This window comes from Colwellia sp. M166, assembly GCF_024585285.1.
Lineage (GTDB): Bacteria > Pseudomonadota > Gammaproteobacteria > Enterobacterales > Alteromonadaceae > Cognaticolwellia.
Genome location: NZ_CP040755.1, coordinates 135,391 through 158,742 on the forward strand (window position 1 = coordinate 135,391; position 23,352 = coordinate 158,742).

Consider the following 23,352-nt stretch of genomic DNA (forward strand, 5'->3'; position numbering starts at 1 on the left):
TGTCTGAATCTGAGTTCCCAATTTCTACTACTGAATCTTGTCAATTAGCTACTACGGGTAGTGATCCTAAGTTTATACATCTAAGAATACATAGTGATTATTCTATGTCTGATGGCTTAAAAAAAGTTAAGCCAATAGTTGCGCGTGCAGCAGAATTAAATATGCCAGCGATGGCGCTAACTGACCAAACTAACTTATGTGGTTTAGTGAAATATTATCATGCTGCGCATGGTGCAGGTCTGAAACCCATCATTGGTTGTGATTTTTGGGTAAAAAGTGCCGCGTTAGAAAATGAATTATCACGTTTAGTGGTTTTAACCACTAACAATGTTGGTTATAAAAATTTAACTGAATTGATCTCCAAAGCTTATTTACGTGGTCATATTCAAGGTAAAGCCGTATTAGACCGAGACTGGTTAATTGAACGAGCCGAAGGTTTAATTCTACTTTCCGGTGGCCGAGAAGGCGATGTCGGTAAAGCGCTATTAAAGGGTAATAGTGAGTTTGTTGATGAAATGCTGGCGTTTTATCAACAATATTTTCCTCATTGTTATTATCTAGAGCTGATCAGAACAGGACGTAATGATGAAGAAAATTATATTCATCTAGCGCTTGAGCTAGCATCTCGTCACAATTTGCCGGTTGTTGCTACCAATGAGGTAATGTTTTTAAGTCCTGATGACTTTGATGCCCATGAAATACGTGTCGCGATTCATGACGGCTTTACCTTAGATGACAAACGTCGTCCGAAAAAATACTCTAAAGAGCAATACCTACGAAGTGAAGAAGAAATGTTGGCACTTTTTGCTGATATTCCAGAAGCACTAGCTAACTCAGTAGAAATTGCCAAACGTTGTAATGTTACTGTACGTTTAGGTGAATATGTTTTGCCTGACTTTCCAACTGAAGGCTTATCGATTGAGGACTATTTAGTTAAAGTTTCTGAAGAAGGTTTAGAAGAAAGGTTAGAATTTTTGTTTGATAAAGATGCGCCTGATTTTGCCGAGAAACGTAAACCGTATGATGAACGTTTAGCCATCGAGTTAAAAGTGGTTAACAATATGGGGTTTCCTGGTTACTTCTTGATTGTAATGGAATTTATTCAGTGGAGTAAGGATAACAATATACCTGTTGGGCCAGGTCGTGGTTCAGGAGCCGGTTCATTAGTCGCGTATGCACAAAAAATAACCGACCTTGACCCGCTAGAATATGATCTACTGTTTGAACGCTTTCTTAACCCTGAACGTGTTTCGATGCCAGATTTTGATATCGACTTTTGTATGGACCGTCGTGATGAGGTGATCGATCACGTGGCTGAACTTTATGGTCGTGACGCAGTATCACAAATTATTACCTTTGGTACTATGGCTGCTAAAGCGGTAATTCGTGATGTGGGACGTGTGTTAGGGCATCCTTATGGTTTTGTTGATCGGATATCAAAACTCATTCCGCCAACACCGGGGATGACCTTAGCCAAAGCGTTTGAAGAAGAGCCGAAATTACCGGAAGTATACGCCCAAGACAGTGATGTAAGAGACCTGATTGATATGTGTCGCATATTAGAGGGTACAACACGAAACGCTGGTAAACATGCCGGTGGTGTTGTTATTTCTCCTACAACTATTACTGATTTCGCACCGCTTTACTGTGACGAAGAAGGTAAAAATCCGGTTACTCAGTTTGATAAAAATGATGTTGAAGATGCGGGCTTAGTTAAATTCGATTTCTTGGGGTTACGGACCTTAACTATTTTGCAGTGGGCTATTGAAATGGCTGATGTGAAATTATTAAGAGAAGGTAAAGCGCCAATTGATATTGCGACTATCGATCTCGAAGATAAAGCCAGTTTTAAAGTTTTACTCAAATCGGAAACCACCGCGGTTTTCCAACTTGAATCTAGTGGTATGAAATCACTCATCGCAAAACTTAAACCCGATTGTTTTGAAGATATTATCGCTCTTGTAGCACTGTTTAGACCTGGGCCTCTGCAATCAGGCATGGTAGACAACTTTATCGAGCGTAAGCATGGACGCGAAGCGATTAGTTATCCGGATGAAACTTGGCAGCACCTTGACTTAAAACCTATTCTTGAACCGACTTACGGTATTATTTTATATCAAGAACAGGTCATGCAAATAGCACAGGTTTTAGCGGGTTACTCGCTTGGTGGCGCTGATATGTTGCGTCGTGCTATGGGTAAGAAAAAGCCAGAAGAAATGGCAAAACAACGAGCTGGTTTCGAAGCGGGTGCTATTGCGCGCGGTGTAGACGGCGAGTTAGCAATAAAAATATTCGACTTGGTTGAAAAGTTTGCTGGCTACGGTTTTAACAAATCTCATTCTGCCGCTTATGCCTTGGTGTCTTATCAGACGTTATGGATGAAAACACATTTTCCTGCGCCATTTATGGCGGCGGTTATGTCGGCTGATATGGATAATACAGATAAAATTGTTACCTTAGTTGATGAATGTGAAAATATGGGCTTGGATTTACTACCGCCTGACGTTAACAGGGGGCAGTATAAGTTCACCGTCAATGAACAAGATCAAATCATTTATGGTATCGGTGCAATAAAAGGTGTCGGCGAAGGGCCGATAGAAGCCATTATTGCTGCTCGTGAAAGTGATGGTGAATTTGTTGATTTATTTGATTTTTGTGCCCGTGTCGATACCAAGAAAACCAATAAACGTGTTCTAGAAAAACTCATTAAAGCCGGCGCTATGGATGCACTTGGCCCGAAAACGGCAGCAGGTCCTCATCGTGCCGCATTATTTGAATCCTTGCCTGAAGCATTAAAAGCGGCCGAGCAACATGCCAAAGCACAAGCGATTGGGCAAAATGATTTATTTGGTTTGATCAATGAAGAGCCTGAAGATAACCGCCAAGCCTTTAAAGATGTCCCTATGTGGCCAGAGCCCAAATGGCTTGATGGTGAAAAAGAAACTTTAGGATTATATTTAACCGGTCATCCAATTAACCGCTATTTAAGTGAAATTAGGCGCTATGCAACAGGGCGTTTAGGAAGTTTACAGCCGACAAATAAAGATAAAACTACCGTAGCTGTGGGCTTAGTCTTAGCTGTGCGGGTGTTAGTGAATAAACGTGGTCGTCGTTGGGCGTTAGTGACACTTGATGATAAAAGTGCTCGAATGGATATACGATTATTCCCAGATGACTATGATAGATTTGCAGAATTGCTGATTTCTGATGCTATTTTGGTCTGTAGCGGACAGGTCAGCTTTGATGATTACTCTGGTGGTATTACAATGACTGCCCGAGATATTATGACCATTGCTGATGCTCGCGAAAATTATGTCGCATCATTGGATTTGCAAATTGATAAAAATCAGCTTTCGGGGCGTTTTATCGAACGATTTACGGAGGTGTTAACACCTTATAAAGAAGGGATTTGCCCCGTTCGCGTTTTTTATCAAAGAGATGAGGCGCAAGGTATGCTAGAGTTAGGGGTACAGTGGCGTGTATCGCCAAGCGACCAGCTATTATACGATTTGAAAACCCTGTTGGGTGAAGAGCAAGTCGAGTTAAAATTTAAATAGGTAGCGTTTATTAATAACGTTATTCAGAGACAACATAGGTAAGAGTAATCATATGTCATTAAATTTTTTAGATTTTGAGCTTCCAATTGCGGAACTTGAAGCGAAAATTGAAGAATTACAATTGGTCAACAATGGCCAAGAACTAGATCTTGATTTAGAAGAGCAAATTTCTCAGTTACGAGAGAAAAATAATGAGCTAACTAAAAAGATTTTCTCTGGCTTAGATCCATGGCAAACTGCGCGTGTTGCCCGTCATCCTCAGCGTCCATACACGTTAGATTATTTGCCTCGTATTTTTACTGAATTCGATGAATTGGCAGGTGATAGAGCTTATGCTGATGATAGAGCAATTGTTGGCGGTACAGCACGTTTAGATGGTCGTCCTGTGATGATTATAGGTCATCAAAAAGGTCGTTCTACTAATGAAAAGGTTAAGCGCAACTTTGGTATGCCTCGTCCTGAGGGCTATCGTAAAGCTCTACGCCTAATGAAAATGGCAGAGCGTTTTAAAATGCCAATTATTACTTTCATCGACACGCCTGGAGCCTATCCTGGTATTGGTGCTGAAGAGCGTGGTCAAAGTGAAGCGATTGCCATGAACTTAAAAGTCATGTCACGTTTGAATGTGCCGATTATTTGTACTGTTATTGGTGAGGGTGGCTCTGGTGGCGCTTTAGCTATTGGTGTTGGTGACAAAGTCAATATGCTTGAATATTCTACTTATTCAGTGATCTCCCCTGAAGGTTGTGCCTCTATTTTATGGAAAACTGCCGAAAAAGCACCAACAGCAGCTGAAGCTATGGGTATTACCGCCAAACGTATTAAAGAACTCGGTCTTATTGATAGTGTGATTGAAGAGCCTTTAGGTGGCGCGCATCGCGATATGGATCAAATGGCGGCATATCTTAAGCAAGCCTTAAAATCTGATCTTGCTGAACTTGATAAGCTTTCAAGTGAAGAGTTAATTGAAAGCCGCTATGATAAATTAATGTCATTCGGTTATTGTTAATTTTATATTAAGCGACCTATTAAGGTCGTTTTTTACTTTTGGCTTCTTATAGCTTTGCTTAATAACACTCTTTGGCGATATTTTTAAACTCTGTGAATACTATTGAATCAGCTCTGGTAAAGTGCTTTAACAGCGCGCCAGAGAAAAAAATTATTATAGCTTATAGCGGTGGTGTTGATTCACAAGTGTTGCTCGTTGCACTAGCAACACTAAAACAGCGAGAACAGTTATCAAATAACATTGTTGTCTGCCATGTCAACCATGGTTTAAGTCCAAATGCCGATTCATGGCAAGCCTTTGCGCAACAACAATGTGATCGGTATTCTTTACCGTTAATTACTCGCAAATTACAGCTAAAAAAACAACCGCAACAAAGCTTAGAAGCGATAGCGCGCGATGCCCGTTATCAAGTGCTAATACAGGCAAGTATTGAGCCGGCGTTTATTGTTACCGGCCATCATCTTAATGACCAAACAGAAACTTTTTTATTAGCATTAAAGCGCGGCTCTGGTCTAAAAGGCTTATCAGCAATGCCTGAAAATTCAGTGTTAGCGCAGCATAATTTACTGCGTCCCTTGTTATCTGTGTCACGTGACGAAATCCTTTCTTACGCACAACAACATGAGCTGAGTTGGATTGAAGATGAGTCTAATACTGACGAACACTACGATCGTAACTTTTTACGTCATCAAATTATCCCCGCATTATCTGAGCGTTGGCCAAGTATCAATAAAACCATTGCACGCAGTGCTCGGCATTGTTTTGAAGCGCAACAGTTACTGAATGAATTGGCAGAGCAGGATTTAACAGTATGCCAGACAGCGCCAGACAAACTATCGATTGTTAAGCTTAATAGCCTTAGCGAAGCTCGACTGAAAAATCTTTTACGCCATTTTTTAGCGAATCATCAGCTGTTAATGCCCACAGGGCAGCAATTGGCACAAATATGTCAGCAGCTTAATGCCAATAATGATAAATCGCCGGTTATTCAACTCGCTAATTGTTGTTTAAGAAGGTTTCAGCATGAGCTGTATTTGACTCATATTTATCAAGATATTTCGTCATGGCAGCATACCATTGATGTAGATACCTTAGCGACTGAGCCATCAGTGAGTGTTGCACTTCCTGATCAATTAGGAGCCGTGAGTATATCGACAAACTCAAATACTAGTAACACTGACACTACTTGGCAAACAGCTATCAAGCAACCTAACGTTAGGCAATTAGTGACGATTCGCTTCGGCCATAATAACCCGACATGCTTACCTGAATATCGCCAACACTCACGCTCATTAAAAAAGGTTTTACAAGAGCTTGCTATACCACCATGGCAAAGAAAAAGACTACCTTTCATATTTTATGATGATGAATTAGTTGCCGTAGTAGGGCACTTTGTTTGTCAGGGCTATTTGGCTGATAATGCAGATAACGATTATTTTATATCATGGCAAAGTGAGCTGTCTTTTTAAAGTAACCCGATAACAAATAAACCAGACAGTGTCGGTAAATAAGTGGTAAAAAATTTCCTGACACGTTAGCGTAATGATAAAAACAACAACTCAAATAAGAAAAACTATGACAACAGAAAATACTGCTTTAGAAAAACCGTCAATTTTTAATAAGCTAAAATCGATTAATATTGTGAATCAAATCATTATTGCCATTGTTTTAGGCATAGGTTTAGCGATTATTTCTCCTGATATTGCCAAGTCATTTTCTATACTAGGGAGCTTATTTGTTAATGCATTGAAAGCTGTTGCGCCTATTTTGGTCTTAGTGTTGGTTGCTTCGTCCATCGCAAATCAAAAAGCGAACAGCGATGCCAATTTAACCCCTATTATTGGGCTTTATTTAGTGGGTACCATCAGTGCTGCATTAGTGGCGGTAGGATTGAGCTTTTTGTTCCCTGTGCAACTAACTCTGGATATTGCTGGCGCTAGTGCTAACCCGCCACAAGGCCTAGCTGAAGTATTAACAACCTTAGCGTTCAAAATTGTTGATAACCCTTTTAACGCTGTTATTACCGGTAACTTTATCGGTATTTTAGCTTGGGGTTTAGGATTAGGTTTTGCATTGAAAAAAGCTAGTGATACCAGCAAAGTGATGGTGCATGATTTTGCCGAAGCGATTTCCAGTGTGGTGAAGTTAGTTATTCGTTTCGCGCCTTTAGGTATTATGGGCTTAGTTGCTAATACCGTAGCAACCACAGGTTTTGATACACTAGGTGAGTTTAGTCATTTAGTACTGGTACTTTTAGGAGCCATGTTGATTATTGCTTTAGTGGTTAACCCGTTAATTGTTTACTTTATTATGCGTAAAAACCCATATCCTTTAGTACTGACCTGTTTAAAAGAATCGGGCATTACCGCGTTTTTCACCCGTAGTTCTGCGGCCAATATTCCGGTAAATATGGAATTGTGTGAAAAACTTGATTTACACGAAGATACTTATTCTGTTTCGATTCCCTTAGGCGCTACTATTAACATGGCTGGTGCGGCTATTACTATCACAGTGCTAACATTAGCGGCAGCCAACACCTTAAATATTGAAGTCGATTTTGCCACCGCTATTCTATTAAGTATTGTTGCTGCGGTATCGGCTTGCGGCGCTTCTGGCGTTGCTGGTGGCTCATTATTACTAATTCCACTCGCCTGTGGCTTATTTGGTATTAATACTGATATTGCCATGCAAGTCGTTGCTATTGGTTTTATTATTGGCGTAATTCAGGACTCAGCAGAAACTGCACTTAATAGCTCAACCGATGTGGTTTTTACGGCAGCAGCCTCACACCATGCGACAAAAAATATAGATTAAAAACTGTCCAATCGCTTTGCTGGTTCGTGATGAACTGGCAAAGTACTCCGCCTGATTTTATAAAAATTGCCTAAATCTCCCTTTGTTAGCAATAAAAATTGCCGTTATTTCTTTTTAGTGCCGATCACCACTTTTTAAATCGGTAAATTAGGAGCATAATAGCGCCAAAAATTTTGTGGGTATTTTATTATGGTAACAGAACAAGCATTAAAACAACGTAGCAACTCAAGTTGTGAATTTTGTACATCAACTGATAATTTAACCGTACACCCAGTGCCACCAACGAGTGACTTGAGTGCGCAGCAAAGTATTTATTTATGTGATACTTGTTTAGCTCAAGTTGAAGGCACTGTTGCACTTGATGTTAACCATTTGCGTTGTTTAAGCGATGCTATGTGGAATCAAGAGCCAGCAGTTCAAGTGATGGCATATCGTATGTTGCATAAATTGTCAGCGGAAAGCTGGGCACAAGATGCGTTAGCTATGATCTACTTAGAAGATGATGTTAAAACCTGGGCAGAGCAGGGCATTGCAGCAGCAGAGCGAGAAGGTCCAACACGAGACAGCAACGGTGCTGAGCTGCAAGACGGTGACAACGTAACTTTAATTAAAGATTTAAAAGTTAAAGGTGCAAACTTTACCGCTAAGCAAGGGACTATGGTGCGCGGCATTAGCTTGACGGACAATCCTGAGCATATCGAAGGTAAAGTTAACGGTACCCGTATTGTTTTAGTGGCTGCTTATTTAAAGAAAGCCTAGCTTGTAAACCATCAAGCTTGTCACTAAAAGCTTTTAGCAAGTCACTTTTAGTATAAACTTTTGCAAAAATAAATAAAAAGCACTTACAGTTCAAGCTGGTAAGTGCTTTTTATTTGGCCTTGAATAAGTTACTAAGGTTATAACCAACGTCGAACTTTAAGGCTATAGTTGCTATATTCACTGCCAAATAGCTCCGTGAGTATGCGCTCTTCTGGGGTGATTTGATATTTACTGATGTAGAAGATAAATAGTGCGCATATCCCCAAGGTTAATGGATTTGCTAAGTAACAAGCATAGGCAAGTAAGCCTAAAAGCATGGCTAAATACATCGGGTTACGTGAGTATTGATAAATACCGCTGTTAACTACCTGTGATGATGTTTCAGGCTTGCTGGGGTTAACCGTAGTTTTATGCTTGCGAAAGCTATAAATAGCGAAAAATCCAAGCAATAAAGCAATGAATAGTAAAAGTATCGCTAAATAATCACTATAGGTTGCGCTATAGTTTAGCGTCGGAAAATAAATGCTCAGTAAAGTCATCAATGCAATGGCAATCAGCACTTGTACAACGGGGATTATTTTTAATTCCATTATATTGTCTTTTGGTTATTCGCTAATGTTTATTTAAATTATACGCAAATTATTTCAGTTTTTAAGTTATTTAATTTTTAATCCAAGGGGAATGTTTTTGCCTATTTCAGTGGCATATTTAGCTGTCGTAATTATTTGGTCAACAACACCACTCGGTATTGTTTGGAGTAGTGAAACGGTGCATCCGACATTAGCGGTTTTAATGCGTATGATCATCGCTATTGTGCCGGGTGTGATCATCATGAAATTTGCTAAGATTAAGCTACCTTTCTCGGGACAAGCGCTGAAAATATACAGTTATTCGTGCATTGGTGTTTTTGGTGGCATGCTGTTCTCTTATCTTTCAGCACAATATTTATCTTCTGGTTTGATGTCGTTGATCTTTGGTTTATCACCGATACTTTCTGGATTACTCGCGCAAAAAATTCTTGCTGAGCCTAAATTCAGTAAAATAAAAATATTGGCTTTAACGGTGGCGCTAGTCGGTTTATCTGTGGTTTGTTTTGATAGCATTTCATTGAGTGAAGATAGTATTGTCGGTATTGGTCTTATTCTATTGGGGGTGTTTTTCTTTAGCCTCAGCGGAGTAATGGTTAAGAGTGTTGAAATTGACATTCACCCATTGGCGACAACGATTGGCGCGTTAACGTTTAGCGTGCCATTATTTGCCCTCGCTTGGTTCTTTGTTGATGGCACATTACCTTATCAGCAGTGGCAAACGCGTTCAATTTTAGCTATTTTATACCTCGGTATTTTTGGCTCTTTGGTTGGTTTTCTGGCTTATTTTTTTATTTTACAAAAATTAAGAGCGAGCACTGTGGCACTTATTACCATGATGACGCCTGTTTTTGCCTTATATCTAGGTGCGATGTTAAATAATGAGCCAGTTAGTTTGCATTTGTTGCTAGGGGCTTTGTTAGTGATGTGCGGCTTAGCACTTTATCAGTGGGGCGGTAAAGTCACGCTAAAGCAGCGTAAAGTAGGGTAATGCGTGAGCTTATTTTAAGATGTGACTTTCAGCACAATTTTACAGTTTGAAGTGTCATAAGCAAAAAAGTATTAAAAATATAAAAACGCCAAAGACATTAGCTTTGGCGTTTTAAAGAGCGCTGGCTGCACTTAGCGCATTCTTGCGTTAAGTGTTAACGTCGCGCTTTGTTCTCATCTGACTTGCAACGTTAACGTATCAAGCTATTAACGATTTTTAGCAATATAGTCATTCACCATATCTTCTAATACGTTAAGTGGTACCGCACCATTGGTAAGTACAACATCGTGAAATTCACGGATATCAAATTTATCACCAAGTTGTTGTTTTGCTTTAGCGCGTAACTGAACAATCTTTAGCATGCCTATTTTATAAGCGGTTGCTTGTGATGGCATAACCACATGACGTTCAACCATTTTCACTGCATCAGACTCTGCATTTGGCGTATTATCGACGTAATAGGCTAAACCTTGTGCACGTGTCCATTTTTTATTATGGATACCCGTATCAACCACTAAGCGACAAGCGCGCCACAATTCCATCGCTAAGCGACCAAAATCAGAGTAAGGGTCTTGGTAAAAGCCGATTTCTTTTGGGATCATTTCTGAGTACAAACCCCAGCCTTCACTGTAAGCGGTGTAACCACCGAATTTCCTAAACTTTGGAATACTTTCTAATTCTTGTTTTAACGCGATTTGCATATGATGACCTGGAATACCTTCATGATAAGCTAAGGCCTCCATTTGGTAGGTTGGCATGGCTTCCATGTCATAAAGGTTCGCATAGTAGATACCCGGGCGAGAGCCATCAGGTGCTGGCTGCTGATAAAAGGCTTTACCTGCTGACTTTTCTCTAAAGGCTTCAACTTTTTTAACTTTTAAATCAGCTTTAGGCTTAGTGATAAAGAGCTGGTCTAATTCACCTTTCATGGTATTAATTAAGTCAGTGGCTTCAGTTAAGTAGCGTTGACGACCGGCATCATCACCCGCATAGTAAAACTGTGGGTCATGACGCATAAATGCGAAAAAATCAGTTAAGTTACCTTTAAAGCCGACTTTATTCATGATGACACGCATTTCATCATGAATACGCTTAACTTCATCTAAACCAATTTGGTGAATTTCATCAGCGGTTAAATCTGTGGTGGTGGTTCGGTTTAAGGCATTGTTATAAAACTTATCACCTTGTGGAAGTTTCCAAGCGCCATCGGTATTGTCGGCTTTTTTCTCAAGCTCAGTTAAATAGCTGACCAATTGTTGGTAACCGGCTTTAAACTCGTGGGTTAATGCTGATGTTAACTCAGCCGTTAAAGCTTGCTTTTGTACATCAGAAATGTCTAATGTTGCTATTTTTTTATTAAAATCTGCGTATAAAGTGCTATCAGTACCTTCATCAAAAGGTACACCTACGGTGAGGTTTTTCGAGTCACGAATAACATGTGCAAATACAAATTTTGGCGCAATAATACCTTTATCTGCTCTGATCTTGAGCTGCTGAATAAGTTGTTCAAGCAATAGTTTTGAATTTTTTACGCGCGCGATATAATCATGTGCTTGTTTTACCTCTTTAATACTATGTTGATTAATTAATAATGCGGGGATGCTAGAGTGAACACCAAACATCTGATTAACTGGGTAATTATGATGGCGCCATTGATAATCAGCAATTTGTTGCTCGAGTTTTTGCGACAATAATTTGAAGCTCAATTTAGTTTGCTTATCAACTTTTGTTATGTCGATAACTTGAATGCGTTGCAGGGCCTCTTTAGCAAAAGCTAATTCCTTCGTGCTATTTTCTTCTGAGAGATCTTGCCACTTGTCATAATCAGTTTTAATACCTAGATAAGTTTGCATGACAGGATTGCGATTAACACCTTCCATAAAAATAGCATCAAATAGTTCGTTTGCCGCTTGAGAAGCTAAAGCTGTACTATCAAGTTGCGTTGCAGAGTCAGCAGCAATGGTTTGTGCATTATTCGTTTTCGTCATGGATTCCGGCTCATTACTGCACGCTACGGCAAATATAGCCGACATAGAGATGACGATAAGTGATTTATTGAAGGTCATGTGGTATTCCTATTTTAGTTTTATCAACCATTTTGCCGTTATTGTTAGCAAGCAATCAAGTGCACCGCGCTCAATGGTGGCTTTTATGCGATAGCTTTCGGTTATGTTTTCTCGCTACCTTAGCTTATGCTGAGTTCAGGTCATTTATGCTTTAACTCATTTATTAACTTGTTATAGTAGGGTTATGTTTTAGTACACTCTTTAATATTCGATGTCTGAAGTGAGTAAGGTCTTTAAGAGGAAAAACAACGAGCAAGCGATTGTCAGCTTTCGGCGGGCAACGACAAGTGATAGAGCTTTTCTTTTACGATTAAGAAAAGCGTCGATGACCGAACACTTGAGTAAGGCCGGTATTTACCTCGATGATATTGCGCATATGCAGCGGGTCGATGAATACTTTACCGATTCTCATATTATTTCTTATCAAGATACTGCGATCGGCTTATTAAAATTAGGGCAATTTCCCGATAAAATTCATCTAAGACAATTTCAATTATTACCTGAATATCATGGCTTAGGTATTGGTAGTCGAGTACTAGGGTTAGTTAAACGCAAAGCCCAAGAAAAACAACTCGCAATTACTTTAAATGTATTGTTAGATAATCCCGCTAAACAATTATATTTGCGCCACGGTTTTATTATTTGTGCGGAAAATGAACTTGAATATGCCATGCGTTGGCCCGGTTAATTTCTGCTTAAAGATAACATCATACTGGATACTAGCTGGTACTAATTAAGCAAAAAATAAAATTCAGAGAATAAAAAACCAGCTTGTCTAGCAAGCTGGTTTTTTATTATTTACAGTGGCCTCAATGTCAGGCACACGCTTAATTAATCTTTGATAGCTTAGTAAATTTTACCTTGTGCGCGAACTTTGGCTTTATCAATACGTGTTGGCGTAACCGTACTATCAACAAGTGATTGGGTAGCAACAGCTAATGATTCAATTACTTTATGCATTGAAGATAAGTCCAAACTGTTTATGTCGTCACTGGTTTGATGATAGTGCTGGTCTTTATCGAGCTGAGTACTACTAAAACTGTGAGCAGGTACACCTAAACGCGCTAATGTTGCATTGTCTGAGCGATAAAATAAGCCTTGTTCAGGGTAAGGGTCTTGATATATTTCGGTGTTTTGGGCGCTGAGCTTTTCATTGAGCAAAGCGCCTAAATTTGAGCGTTCCATCCCTGTCATCCATACCGTGCCGGCGCCAAATTTTGATGGTTTACCGATCATCTCAATATTAATCATGGCAACGACGTTGTCAGGATTAAGTTGTTGTGAAAAGTATTTTGAACCAAAACCACCAATTTCTTCGGCAGTAAAGGCACTAAACATCAGGCTACGTTTATTATTGCCTTGCTTTGCGTAATATTGCGCTAAGTTAATGATAGCGGTGGTGCCTGATGCGTCATCATCAGCGCCGTTATATATTTGTTTGCCGTCTTCGGTGACGCCTAAGTGATCATAATGTGCTGAGTATAAAATTATTTCTTTGCCATGTTCAGTGTTAGCTGCCGGTAAGATCCCCACCACGTTAGTTAATGCTTGCTCGGTAATTGTCGCACTGGCTTTGACGTTGTAAGTGTTAATTTCACCAACATCACTTAATACCATCACAATGGCACCACGATGCTCAAGTGAAAGCTTAGTAATACCGCGATTAAAGTAATTTTGATAAGCATGAAAGCTTTTTGCATGTGCGTTATTAATGATAACTAAGTGCTGACCACCTTTTTGGTTTAGCGCGCTTAAGGTATCTCGCATATCATCGTTTTTGTTAATCACATGGACTTCAGCACCAGCTTGTTGCCAGTTCACTGACTCCATCGTGCTGGCTATAGCGAGGTTACCTTGGCTTATGTTGGCATTATTTATTGTTACGCTAAGCACTTGTGGTTGTATTTGACTGACGGTAAATTTTTGTAGAAAACTGCTACTTTGGTTATCAGCTTTTGCTGATGATAATGGTTGTAAACCTATATCAGTAAAACGTTTAGCAATATAGTTTGCTGCTCGGTCAATTTCCGGACTGAAACTTGCGCGACCTTCTAAATCATCAGCGGCAAGGTAGGTAATATCTTTGATCACTTGCTCAGCTGGGATGATTTCCGCAACATTGGGAAAGGCGCTAGTCATCGCTATTGCTGTCAGTAATGATTTGAGTTTGAAGCTGATGTTTTTCAAAGGTAATGTCTTTATCATAGTGATTAATATTGCCGTAACAGAGAAGTTAATAAAAAATTTACAATGTAAAGCTTTAAAATCAATAGCTAACGTTAGTTTCTGTTATGTATACTGATTTTAAGAAGCAAGATTATTTGAGCTTAGTTAGCTCGATCAATAGCGTTTCGTCTCCGCAAGTCAGCCAGAACTGTCCGTCTTGAATACTCACTTGAAATTCCATTGAGCGGTCGGCCAGTTGTTCTAATGCTGTTGAAGTCTCTTCACTGAAGCTTTCAATCGATAATTTGTCGAATTGATTCAGTTTACCTTTAGACTGTTGCCACCATGTATCGACGCTACTACCGTAACAGTAAAGTTTTACTTGTTGTGCGCGATTACAGGCTTTTTTCAGTCGTTTTTCATCTAGCTGGCCTAGTTCTATCCATAGCTCAATGACCTCACTGTAATTTATTCGCCAAATAGCGGCTTCGTCTTCATCACTAACGCCTTTGCCAAACTGTAGGTTTTCACTGGCATTAAGCACATAGGCGATTAACCTGATCATCATACGACGGTCAGTTTCTGAAGGGTGCTGCGCGATAGTTAATTGTAAAGTGTCATAATAATTACGATCCATATCAGATAAATGAATTGTCGCTTTATTAATGGTTGATTTTAAGGCCATGGAGATTCTAAGTATTCTTTGAGTAATTAATTCAATATATTAACTTTTATTCAGCTCCCGTGATAGCAACAGACCCTAATTACTTTTAATTTATGCAATTACTATAGTATTAATGAATAGTTAGCATAACAGGGATTAATTGAGCTGCTCAGTCGATAGATGATAAGCTTTAGCTATCTACCTCCGTTAATTGGAAATTATATTTATGACGATACAATCATTTATTCCCCCACAGCGTACTTTAATGGGGCCTGGGCCATCAGATGTCAGTCAACGTGTACTGTCAGCATTAGCACGTCCAACCATTGGTCATTTAGATCCCACTTTTGTTGGTATGATGGATGAGGTTAAACAACTATTACAATATGCTTTTCAAACGGCCAACAGTAATACTATGGCTATTTCAGCACCCGGCTCAGCGGGAATGGAAGCATGTTTTGTTAATTTAATTACCCCTGAAGATACTGTCGTGGTGTGTCGCAATGGTGTTTTTGGTGCGCGTATGATTGAAAATGTTACCCGCATTGGTGCCAAATTGGTGATTGTAGATTCACCATGGGGTAGAGCGGTTGAGCCGCAATTATTAGAAGATGCACTTAAACAGAATCCTCAAGCTAACTTTGTTGCTTTTGTTCATGCGGAAACGTCAACAGGTGCACGCTCTGATGCAAAAACTTTATGTGAAATAGCCAAACGCTATCAATGCTTAACGATTGTTGATGCCGTCACCTCATTGGGTGGTAGTGAGCTAAGAGTGGATGACTGGGGCATAGATGCGATTTATTCAGGCAGTCAAAAATGTTTGTCTTGTGTGCCGGGGATTTCACCGATAAGTTTTAGTGAACAAGCTAGTGAAGTGATTCGCAACAGAACACTGCCAGTGCAAAGTTGGTTTTTAGATCAATCACTGGTTATGGGCTATTGGTCAGGAGAGGGTAAACGAGCGTATCACCATACGGCGCCGGTTAACTCATTATACGCCTTACATGAATCGCTATTAATGTTACAGCAAGAAGGCTTAGAAAACAGTTGGGCGCGTCATCAAACGCAACATAACAGCTTAGCTAAAGGCTTAACTAAGCTAGGTTTGGATTTTATTGTGCCAGAAGATGAACGTCTACCACAACTCAATTCAGTATACATTCCTGAAGGTATTGATGACGCGAAAGTACGCCAATATTTATTACAAGAATATAATTTAGAAATTGGTGCTGGCCTTGGACAGTTTGCCGGTCAAGCTTGGCGTATTGGTTTGATGGGCTTTACGGCGCGTAGTGAAAATGTGGCTTTGTGTTTAGCGGCATTGGATGATGCGTTAACTAAGTTTAGATAAGTAAATCATTTGATAATTGAGTCAATAATAAGCATTAAAATGGCAGCAAGACTACCTTAATAAAGGCCATTTTAGTGCTTATCTCGTTTACTCAATAGCTATTTTAGAAACTGCCAATCTATTAAGTACCTGTTTACCAAGTGCCAGAGTTTTCCATACTAGCCCAAGGCTCTTGTGGTACTAAGCGTTCGCCTTTTTGCAGTAATTCGATAGAAACATTATCTGGCGATTTAATAAATGCCATATAGCCGCAACGTGGTGGACGATTAATCGTAATGCCCGCTGCCATTAATTTTTCACATGTAGCGTAAATATCATCAACTTCATAGGCTAAGTGACCGAAATTTCTGCCAACAGTATATTCTTCATCCGATCCCCAGTTATGTGTTAACTCTATTTCAGCAGCACCAGGCTCAGTGGCTAAAAATATTAAAGTAAATTCACCTTCAGGTACATCAACACGACGAGTCTCTACTAAACCTAAGTGTTTGATGTAAAAATCGAGTGATTTATCCACGTCACTAACGCGGATCATAGTATGTAAAAATTTCATATTGTACTCATTAATTTTATCTGTAAATTGGCATAAACCTTTACTAATGCAAGATCCATCCTGAGATTTTCTAACCGTATATCTGCCGACTTTGTCGCATAAGCCAAGATGAATAATGGCTTATACTGATAATACTCGCTTTACCTCAACATGCTGACATCTTACTCATGATAGTTGTCAATCATTAATTGCTCGCTAAGATTAATTGCCTACTAAGTATGATCATTAAAAGTAATCGCAGATCCGTTTTTATAAGGCTCAAAAGGCAAAAAATACTAGCATATTTTCTGGTAATAAACTGAATAGTTTGTATGATTAATTTAACTTAAACGGCAAATGAATGCTCGTCAAAAGTAAAAATTTCCGTAAAAACAAGTCTGATATCTACTAGGTAAATTTAATTAACTATAGAGTAAGCAAATCAGACAGCACATATTGCCCTGAGTTGAGTCTGTTGGTGATGAATATTCGTTATAAAAAAGTATGCTCCTGTTATATTCTGACTTTATTGTAAATGGTTAAAGTAACAGCGTTCCTAGTAGTGGCATAATAAGAAAGGCTATTAAAGTTTGTACTGTAATAATAGAGGCCATTGCTTCTGTGTCACCACCTAATTGGCGTGAAAGGATGTATGCAGAAGGAGCTGTTGGAGTCATAAATGCTATAATCAATACTGCAGCTGCTACTCCAGTAAGCCCCGTATATGATACAAAAGCAGCGGTAACTAATGGTTTTAACCCGAACTGTGCTATTGACGATAAAACGATGGGGCTAAAATGGCCTTTAATTCCTTCTAGCTTTAGTGCCGCTCCAACAGCTAAAAGTCCAAAAGGTAATGCAGCTCGACCAACTATTTCGAGAATATCTTCAACAATAATAGGTAATCCAATGCCACTTAGGCTTATAAACCAGCCAATCGTACAACCTATGATTAGTGGGTTCCCAACAATTTCTTTTATAAATTGTAGCACTCCTTGAAATGAACCTTTCCCCCAGATTACAAACACTGAGATGCACCACAAATTGATTAAAACAATCATAAAACCAGCAGCAACAGAGCTCATTGCTAATCCCGTTGCACCGTACAAACTTTGCGCAATAGCAAGTGTAATGTAAGTATTGAAGCGAACACCACCTTGGAAAATTGAAGTGAAAGTAGCATTATTCTTCGATAATACTTTCCGAAAAACAATCAGCATCACTGCTGATGTCATTATTGTTCCAACAACAATTATTAACATCGATGGCCAAGGTGCGCCAGCAAGAGATTGTTTTCCAAGGGTTCTAATTAGCAAAGCTGGAAAAAGTACAAAATAGGTCAGTTTTTCCATGCCTGGCCAAGTTTCTTCCGGCAAGAATTTAATGCGCTTTAAAATAAATCCCAGCATTATTAGAATCATTATGGGAATAAGAGCAGTAATAAAAATTATCATTATGAATGCACTAAAATTTTACAGTTAAAGGGGTAGGCTTTTGTTATTTTGCTCTAGATTTTATTATATGAAAAGAATATGCCATCTGCGCTGCGGAAGCTTTATTTAATTGGGCAGGATCAAAATTAAAATTATTATTATAAGCCGTTTCCAGTTGCTCTACAGGTTTTTGAGAATCATTGAATTTTGTTCCGTCCTCCCAAGTTGTTTCAACTTGCACATTGTCAATTTGAAAACTGTCATCTTGGTTTAAAGTAAACTGAAAAGTTTGCACGTTGGAGGCGATGTTAAAATAAGAAGCCTGTGCTTGTTCTTTTTTAGATAAAAGGCCTTTAGCTTTTTCCACGAAACCTAAAATTTTATGGCTACAAGTAAATTGCACAACCGTCACGCCATTGTCGGTTTCAAAGGTTTCCCAGTTGCTATCGTTACAGCTTTTCCAATTATCTAAAGCCTGACCAAGTGTTATAGTTTTATTAAAGTCCATGATTCCATCTTTGACAGAATCGATTTCACTACCACAACCCGTTAATGCTAAAGCTACTGGTAAAACTAAAAGTGCTTTTTTCATATTTCTTTCTCCACGTCCTGTGAATGTATGGATGCTAGGCTTGGACGCATAAAAGCCTAACGAGCCTGTAGAATTACTCGTTTTTATTAAAATTAAATAATGAAAATACTCTAACTGGATTATTTTCTTTTAACAATCAAAAACGTTTACGTTTTTGCCGATTTTAATTTTGCATCGTTAAACATTTATTAATGGTGATGACTAAGTTGTTAATGTAGTTTTTAGGCTATTTTTGTGGTGTGATGTTAGGGTTTTAGGCCCTAATGCAGGCGACTTCTTAACTTTTCAATGTTATGAACAAGGCAATACATTTGCCATTGGGTGTTCACTTTATCTTGCCCGCGCAAGGTGAATTTATTCATGCCTTTGTTGACAGTAATATTGCCAAATATGGGTTCTATTGCGCCTAACCTTTTACTGTATTGCCGTCGCCCAATTGAACTGTCTATTTTTACCTTCATTCGGTCACTGTGACTGATATTTTGCGCTAGGTTTGTTAAGAACTGGACTTGTCGACCGGTTGATTTAGGGGGCTTTCGCATACATTGCCTTTGTAATGGACAAACGCGACAGTCTTTTAAATATCCCGTAAATCGACTGTAGCTTCTGCCATCAGTGATAATGCCCGCACTTTGTCGCCATAGGGGTTTGCCCGCAGGGCAAACACAGGTATTAGTTGTGGGGTCAAAATGAAAACTCTCGCGCGTGAATAATCGAGGCCTGCCTTTACTGCGTTTTAATCGCCGTTTCTCTTGCTCGGTATGATAGGTTTCACTGGTTTTAAAAAGCGGGTTTCGACTTCTAAATTGTGTATCCGCGATATAACTGTCTAACCCGGTTGTGGCGATATATTCAAGGTTAGCTTCACTATGAAAGCCGCTGTCTGCGGTAAATTTAGCGGTTTCAAAAGCGTTTGGCGTACCGAGTTTTTCTAATTGATGATGAAGTTGTTCTATGGCAGGTTTTAAGGTTTGTTGCTCGCCAACACTGCCCCATGTTTGCGCTTGAAGAATGATTTGATGCCGGTCGTCGTTAATGGCAATACCGTTATAACCTTGAATGGTGCCTTTGCTGGTGGTCATTTTAGCGCTGTCGTTATCGGTAATATTGCTTTTCACGGGTTTACCTCGGCTACCGAGTTTTTCCTGATGAGTAGCCATGAACTCGCTGATTTTACTGGCGCTATTATCAAGTTTCGCTTTTTGCTTTAAGTCATGGCTGACTTCATCACCGCTCATGCCATCTTGTGCTTGATGCCTCGCCAATATACGTTGGCTGGCTTTACGTAATTTCACTTCCTTACGCTTTAGCTCTTCAAACGTGCCACTGTATTCCTTACTCGCGTTTGATTTGATTTTACAACCATCGATAGCAAACATATGGCGACCAATGAGGCCTTCTTTATCACATATCATTAATACTTGGGTAAATAGCGGTTCAATTTGGTCTTTCATCCGCGCGACGAATGCGGCAATCGATGTGTAATGTGGCTGAACATCACCCGATAAACTCATAAAGGTAATGTTCGTTTCACAGGCGTTGGCAATGCGGCGACTACTGATAAAGCCACGAGAATAACCAAAGAGGATTATTTTTAGCATCACGGACGGAGAATAGGCGGCTGCGCCGCCTTTATCGTTACAATACCATTGTTCAAAGCCCGATAAATCAAGATGGTTATCAACAATATGCGCAAGCGCATATTCAAAGGTGCCGGGGATTATTTACTGTGAAAAATCAATGGGAATGAATTTACTTTGACAGGATAAATCAGGTTTATAGTTAGCCATGTGAATTCACTTTCGCCGGATAATATCTATTAGATCACAGACAAGAATATCGCGTAAGGTTAAAAAACAAACAAATCACAAAATATAAAAAAAAACGTAAAAACGTCTTTTTTGGAGAAATTCTACAGCCTCAACGCCGTTTTAAGCGGCAAATTGCAGTTGGCTAAAATAAGTGAGGCACGAACAAAAAGCCAACTGTAATTTGTCCGACTTGAAAACCCTTGTTAGCAGTACGTTGCGACTTACTACGTATTAGCTAGATTAAATAAATAGAACCCAAAACCACCAAGTAAACTACAGCCCAAAATAACCATGGCTGTAAGAGTTTTTGATTGTGTCATTGAGCCTAAAAGTGCAAACCACCACTCAAACTCTAATGCCTGTTTGAGAGTAAATGAGGTAGGCATTTCTTTCATTCTCGACTTGTTATCATCCATAAATACAACTCCAAATGTTCAGTAAATTGATTGTACTGCTAACGAGACTGTAGAATAACTCTAATAGCCAAATTCAATTAAAAAACGAGCTCCTGTAATTAACTCTATGCGTTTTTAAAGCATTAGGTAATGCATTTGGAACCCATAAAACAGGCTGTTTTTCTTAAAAATGAGTAATTCTACAGCCTCAACGCTTTGCTAAGCGGCTAAAAATGGCTGGCTATAATTGCGAGGAACGAGCACAGCCAGCTGTTTGTGTCCGTTCAAGCAACTTGATACTAATTGAGCCTTCTCCCCGAAGTCTAGCACTGAGCTAAACTTCAAGGCGACCAAACCAAAAGGAGAAAGCTCAATGAAATTCTATACTACTTTACATAAATATTATTGCGGAATCGATCTACATGCACGACTTTTATATGTTTGCATACTTGATGAACATGGTAATAAAGTCGTTCATCAGAAAATAAAAGCCGATCCTCATCAGTTACACAAGCTGCTCAAACCCTATATTGGACAGGTGGTGGTTGGAGTTGAGTGCATGCATTGCTGGTATTGGGTCAGTGACTTTTGTCGTGAGATAAATGTTGAGTTTATTTTAGGCCATGCGCTTTATATGAAAGCTATTCATGGCGGAAAAGCTAAAAACGATAAGATAGACTCCTATAAAATTGCTAGCCTAATGCGCGGAGGGAATTTCCCACTTGCCTACAATTACCCAGCAGAAACACGCGCAACCAGAGATTTACTCAGAAGACGCACCTACGTTATGCGACATGGAAGTGAATTAAAAGCTCACGTCGTAAACACCGACAGCCAATATAACTTACCCGCTCAATCACTTAATTTAAAAAATGTCAGTGCCCGTGACGGACTGCGAGATTATTATGATGATCCTGTTGTACAACGGATGATAGCACTCGACATGAACATCCTAGATTGCTACATCAGAGAGCTAAAGCATGTTGAGTCATTTATCGAAGGAAAAGCCAAAGAACATTATGGTGCACTACTCAATATCGTTCGAACATTCCCAGGTATTGGTCAAATTCTAGCATTAACCATTTTATATGAAATTGGCGACATCAACCGTTTTCCCAGCGTTCAACAGTTTGCTTCTTATTCACGATTAGTGAAATGCAAAGCAGAGTCTGCAGGGAAAACCTATGGTACTAGCGGTAATAAAATCGGTAATGGTTATCTGAAGTGGGCTTTTAGTGAAGCCGCGGTGCTTTATCTTCGCGGTAATGACAACGCTAAACGCTATCTAGCTAAATTACAAAAACGCATGAGTAAAGGTAAAGCATTATCAGCACTTGCACATAAAATTGGTCGCTGTGTTTACTTCATGCTTCGGGATAGACAGGTTTTTGATGAAAATAAATTTTTAAAAGGTTAAGTCGCACAATGGCGAGAGCTGAACACCTAACTGGATGAGTAAGAGCATCTGATTAATCATCGCCCCCGTTAACTGAAAGTTGATGATTATTATGCCGAGTAGTCCAAGCCACTTTGCTTGATTAGACTCGCCATTGGTGCGCATTATTGCAATGAGCAAGCGCGTTTACACCTTAACTGAGTCTTAAACTAACTGAACTGTGCCCAAAGGCACTGAGTCATCATGCTTGAATAGTACCAGCGTAAGGTTAACCGATAAATGTCTAGTGCCCCTACTTAACATATGGATAGACAGAGTAGGCAGTGATGAGATCACACTAAGAGAGCCTCTATATGTGTTTGCCGTAAACCGTTGTTTAATGGCTAATTGACATAGCGAAGTAGATGAACTTGTGAATTGAATGAACAATTAGCTGCCTAACGGCAGCTAAATAAAACCCTATTGCCTATTGACGGGAATAAGGCTCATATGTGTTAGAGCGCGACCAATTCAGCTAGTTTTGCTGCGATATTTTTTATCGGATCTTCTGCGGTGTCTAAGCCACTTCGGGATCCAAGTAATGGACTAGCATCGCGAAGATCATCATATGTTGTATCGTGTACAATAGGAACGAGAAGGTCTGTCGCTAGAAGTGCAGAAAGCTCTTTGTCGGCAACACCTTCTCCTGCAATACGATTTAAAAACGATGGAGTAACCAAAACGATACCGATTCGTGATTTTACCAACCCTTTATCGATCTCACGGAGTAAGTTGGAACCAAGGAGAACGTCCTTTTCACTGAACCAAACAGAAACTCCGAGAGACTCGAGAAGATCGTGTAACTCTTTAGCCACACCTTTTCGGTCATCCCACGCGTGACATAGAAATATGTCTCGTAAATCAGGTTTAGAAGCTCGTCTCTCTACGTTTGCACGAACTGGCGTGAGCGTTCGCACATCAGTAGAATTGTACGCCACAGATGACCCAGCTTTTGACCAACGTGGTCTAGCGCTACTAGAACCACCGCTACTTCCAGAGCCGCTGGGGCGACTTCCGCCAGAGGAGTATGACGAAGGTGAATATGATGATGGGGATGAGTACCCACCGTAGCTACGACCTCGGCTACTACATGCAGGGCATGCCGCTGCTCCACTCGCTGTACGATGTCCATTACTTGGTGCTGTGCATCTTGCCATCTTTTTATTATCCTTTTTTGTAATGTTCTT

Annotated in this window: 20 protein-coding genes; 10 read left to right on the plus strand and 10 right to left on the minus strand. The window is 39.7% G+C overall.

What is annotated here, in order from left to right:
• Window positions 1-104: 104 nt before the first annotated feature.
• The 5 genes from dnaE (at window position 105) to FGD67_RS00730 (ending at window position 8,139) form a co-directional block, all read left to right on the plus strand.
• Window positions 105-3,557 carry a DNA polymerase III subunit alpha gene (dnaE, locus tag FGD67_RS00710; protein ID WP_373567894.1) on the plus strand — a complete coding sequence of 1,151 codons (3,453 nt, stop codon included), beginning with the start codon at window positions 105-107 and terminating at the stop codon, window positions 3,555-3,557.
• Between the two features lie 52 nt (window positions 3,558-3,609).
• A complete protein-coding gene (gene accA / locus FGD67_RS00715) occupies window positions 3,610-4,566 on the plus strand; it encodes an acetyl-CoA carboxylase carboxyl transferase subunit alpha (RefSeq protein WP_257173221.1) in 957 nt (318 codons plus the stop codon).
• A gap of 92 nt (window positions 4,567-4,658) precedes the next feature.
• Window positions 4,659-6,035, plus strand: a complete 1,377-nt coding sequence (gene tilS / locus FGD67_RS00720) for a tRNA lysidine(34) synthetase TilS (protein ID WP_257173222.1) — start codon at window positions 4,659-4,661, stop codon at window positions 6,033-6,035.
• Between the two features lie 106 nt (window positions 6,036-6,141).
• Window positions 6,142-7,380, plus strand: coding sequence for a serine/threonine transporter SstT (sstT, locus tag FGD67_RS00725; protein ID WP_257173223.1), 1,239 nt, complete (start codon window positions 6,142-6,144; stop codon window positions 7,378-7,380).
• A 189-nt stretch (window positions 7,381-7,569) separates the two neighbouring features.
• The gene (locus FGD67_RS00730) at window positions 7,570-8,139 is read left to right on the plus strand and encodes an alkylphosphonate utilization protein (RefSeq protein ID WP_257173224.1); all 570 of its coding nucleotides are present in this window, start codon (window positions 7,570-7,572) and stop codon (window positions 8,137-8,139) included.
• Between the two features lie 137 nt (window positions 8,140-8,276).
• On the opposite strand, the gene FGD67_RS00735 is transcribed toward FGD67_RS00730, so the two are convergent.
• Complete coding sequence (locus FGD67_RS00735; RefSeq protein ID WP_257173225.1) at window positions 8,277-8,729, minus strand: isoprenylcysteine carboxylmethyltransferase family protein; 453 nt, start codon at window positions 8,727-8,729, stop codon at window positions 8,277-8,279.
• A gap of 91 nt (window positions 8,730-8,820) precedes the next feature.
• On the opposite strand from FGD67_RS00735, the gene FGD67_RS00740 reads away from it, so the two are divergent.
• On the plus strand, window positions 8,821-9,717 hold the full coding sequence (locus FGD67_RS00740) for a DMT family transporter (RefSeq protein WP_373567818.1): 897 nt from the start codon (window positions 8,821-8,823) through the stop codon (window positions 9,715-9,717).
• Between the two features lie 206 nt (window positions 9,718-9,923).
• Here FGD67_RS00740 and FGD67_RS00745 read toward each other — a convergent pair whose 3' ends face one another.
• Complete coding sequence (locus FGD67_RS00745) at window positions 9,924-11,783, minus strand: DUF885 family protein (protein ID WP_257173227.1); 1,860 nt, start codon at window positions 11,781-11,783, stop codon at window positions 9,924-9,926.
• 325 nt (window positions 11,784-12,108) lie between these two features.
• Here FGD67_RS00745 and FGD67_RS00750 point away from each other — a divergent pair, with 325 nt between their 5' ends.
• The gene (locus tag FGD67_RS00750; protein ID WP_257173228.1) at window positions 12,109-12,471 is read left to right on the plus strand and encodes a GNAT family N-acetyltransferase; all 363 of its coding nucleotides are present in this window, start codon (window positions 12,109-12,111) and stop codon (window positions 12,469-12,471) included.
• Window positions 12,472-12,629: 158 nt separating this feature from the next.
• On the opposite strand, the gene FGD67_RS00755 is transcribed toward FGD67_RS00750, so the two are convergent.
• Together FGD67_RS00755 and FGD67_RS00760 are read right to left on the minus strand one after the other, a co-directional pair.
• Complete coding sequence (locus FGD67_RS00755) at window positions 12,630-13,970, minus strand: M20/M25/M40 family metallo-hydrolase (protein ID WP_257173229.1); 1,341 nt, start codon at window positions 13,968-13,970, stop codon at window positions 12,630-12,632.
• 130 nt (window positions 13,971-14,100) lie between these two features.
• Window positions 14,101-14,634, minus strand: coding sequence for a YaeQ family protein (locus FGD67_RS00760; RefSeq protein ID WP_257173230.1), 534 nt, complete (start codon window positions 14,632-14,634; stop codon window positions 14,101-14,103).
• Between the two features lie 205 nt (window positions 14,635-14,839).
• Between FGD67_RS00760 and FGD67_RS00765 the strand changes: the two genes are divergently transcribed.
• Window positions 14,840-15,967, plus strand: a complete 1,128-nt coding sequence (locus FGD67_RS00765) for an alanine--glyoxylate aminotransferase family protein (protein ID WP_257173231.1) — start codon at window positions 14,840-14,842, stop codon at window positions 15,965-15,967.
• A gap of 133 nt (window positions 15,968-16,100) precedes the next feature.
• Here FGD67_RS00765 and FGD67_RS00770 read toward each other — a convergent pair whose 3' ends face one another.
• The 5 genes from FGD67_RS00770 to FGD67_RS00790 all read right to left on the minus strand — a co-directional run bounded on the left by FGD67_RS00770 (window position 16,101) and on the right by FGD67_RS00790 (window position 20,751).
• Entirely contained in the window at window positions 16,101-16,520 is a 420-nt protein-coding gene (locus FGD67_RS00770; protein WP_257173232.1) for a VOC family protein, read from the minus strand.
• A gap of 518 nt (window positions 16,521-17,038) precedes the next feature.
• Window positions 17,039-17,953 (minus strand): AEC family transporter, encoded by a 915-nt coding sequence (locus FGD67_RS00775; protein WP_257173233.1) that lies wholly within the window; start codon window positions 17,951-17,953, stop codon window positions 17,039-17,041.
• Between the two features lie 43 nt (window positions 17,954-17,996).
• Window positions 17,997-18,524, minus strand: a complete 528-nt coding sequence (locus FGD67_RS00780; protein WP_257173234.1) for a hypothetical protein — start codon at window positions 18,522-18,524, stop codon at window positions 17,997-17,999.
• Window positions 18,525-18,784: 260 nt separating this feature from the next.
• A complete protein-coding gene (locus FGD67_RS00785) occupies window positions 18,785-20,248 on the minus strand; it encodes a transposase (protein WP_306556807.1) in 1,464 nt (487 codons plus the stop codon).
• 311 nt (window positions 20,249-20,559) lie between these two features.
• Window positions 20,560-20,751: a hypothetical protein gene (locus tag FGD67_RS00790; RefSeq protein WP_257173235.1), complete on the minus strand. Its 192-nt coding sequence runs from the start codon at window positions 20,749-20,751 to the stop codon at window positions 20,560-20,562.
• A gap of 352 nt (window positions 20,752-21,103) precedes the next feature.
• On the opposite strand from FGD67_RS00790, the gene FGD67_RS00795 reads away from it, so the two are divergent.
• Complete coding sequence (locus FGD67_RS00795; protein WP_257172845.1) at window positions 21,104-22,147, plus strand: IS110 family transposase; 1,044 nt, start codon at window positions 21,104-21,106, stop codon at window positions 22,145-22,147.
• A 473-nt stretch (window positions 22,148-22,620) separates the two neighbouring features.
• Here FGD67_RS00795 and FGD67_RS00800 read toward each other — a convergent pair whose 3' ends face one another.
• A complete protein-coding gene (locus FGD67_RS00800; protein ID WP_257173236.1) occupies window positions 22,621-22,980 on the minus strand; it encodes a toll/interleukin-1 receptor domain-containing protein in 360 nt (119 codons plus the stop codon).
• A gap of 34 nt (window positions 22,981-23,014) precedes the next feature.
• On the opposite strand from FGD67_RS00800, the gene FGD67_RS00805 reads away from it, so the two are divergent.
• Window positions 23,015-23,236: a hypothetical protein gene (locus FGD67_RS00805; protein ID WP_257173237.1), complete on the plus strand. Its 222-nt coding sequence runs from the start codon at window positions 23,015-23,017 to the stop codon at window positions 23,234-23,236.
• Window positions 23,237-23,352 lie beyond the last annotated feature (116 nt).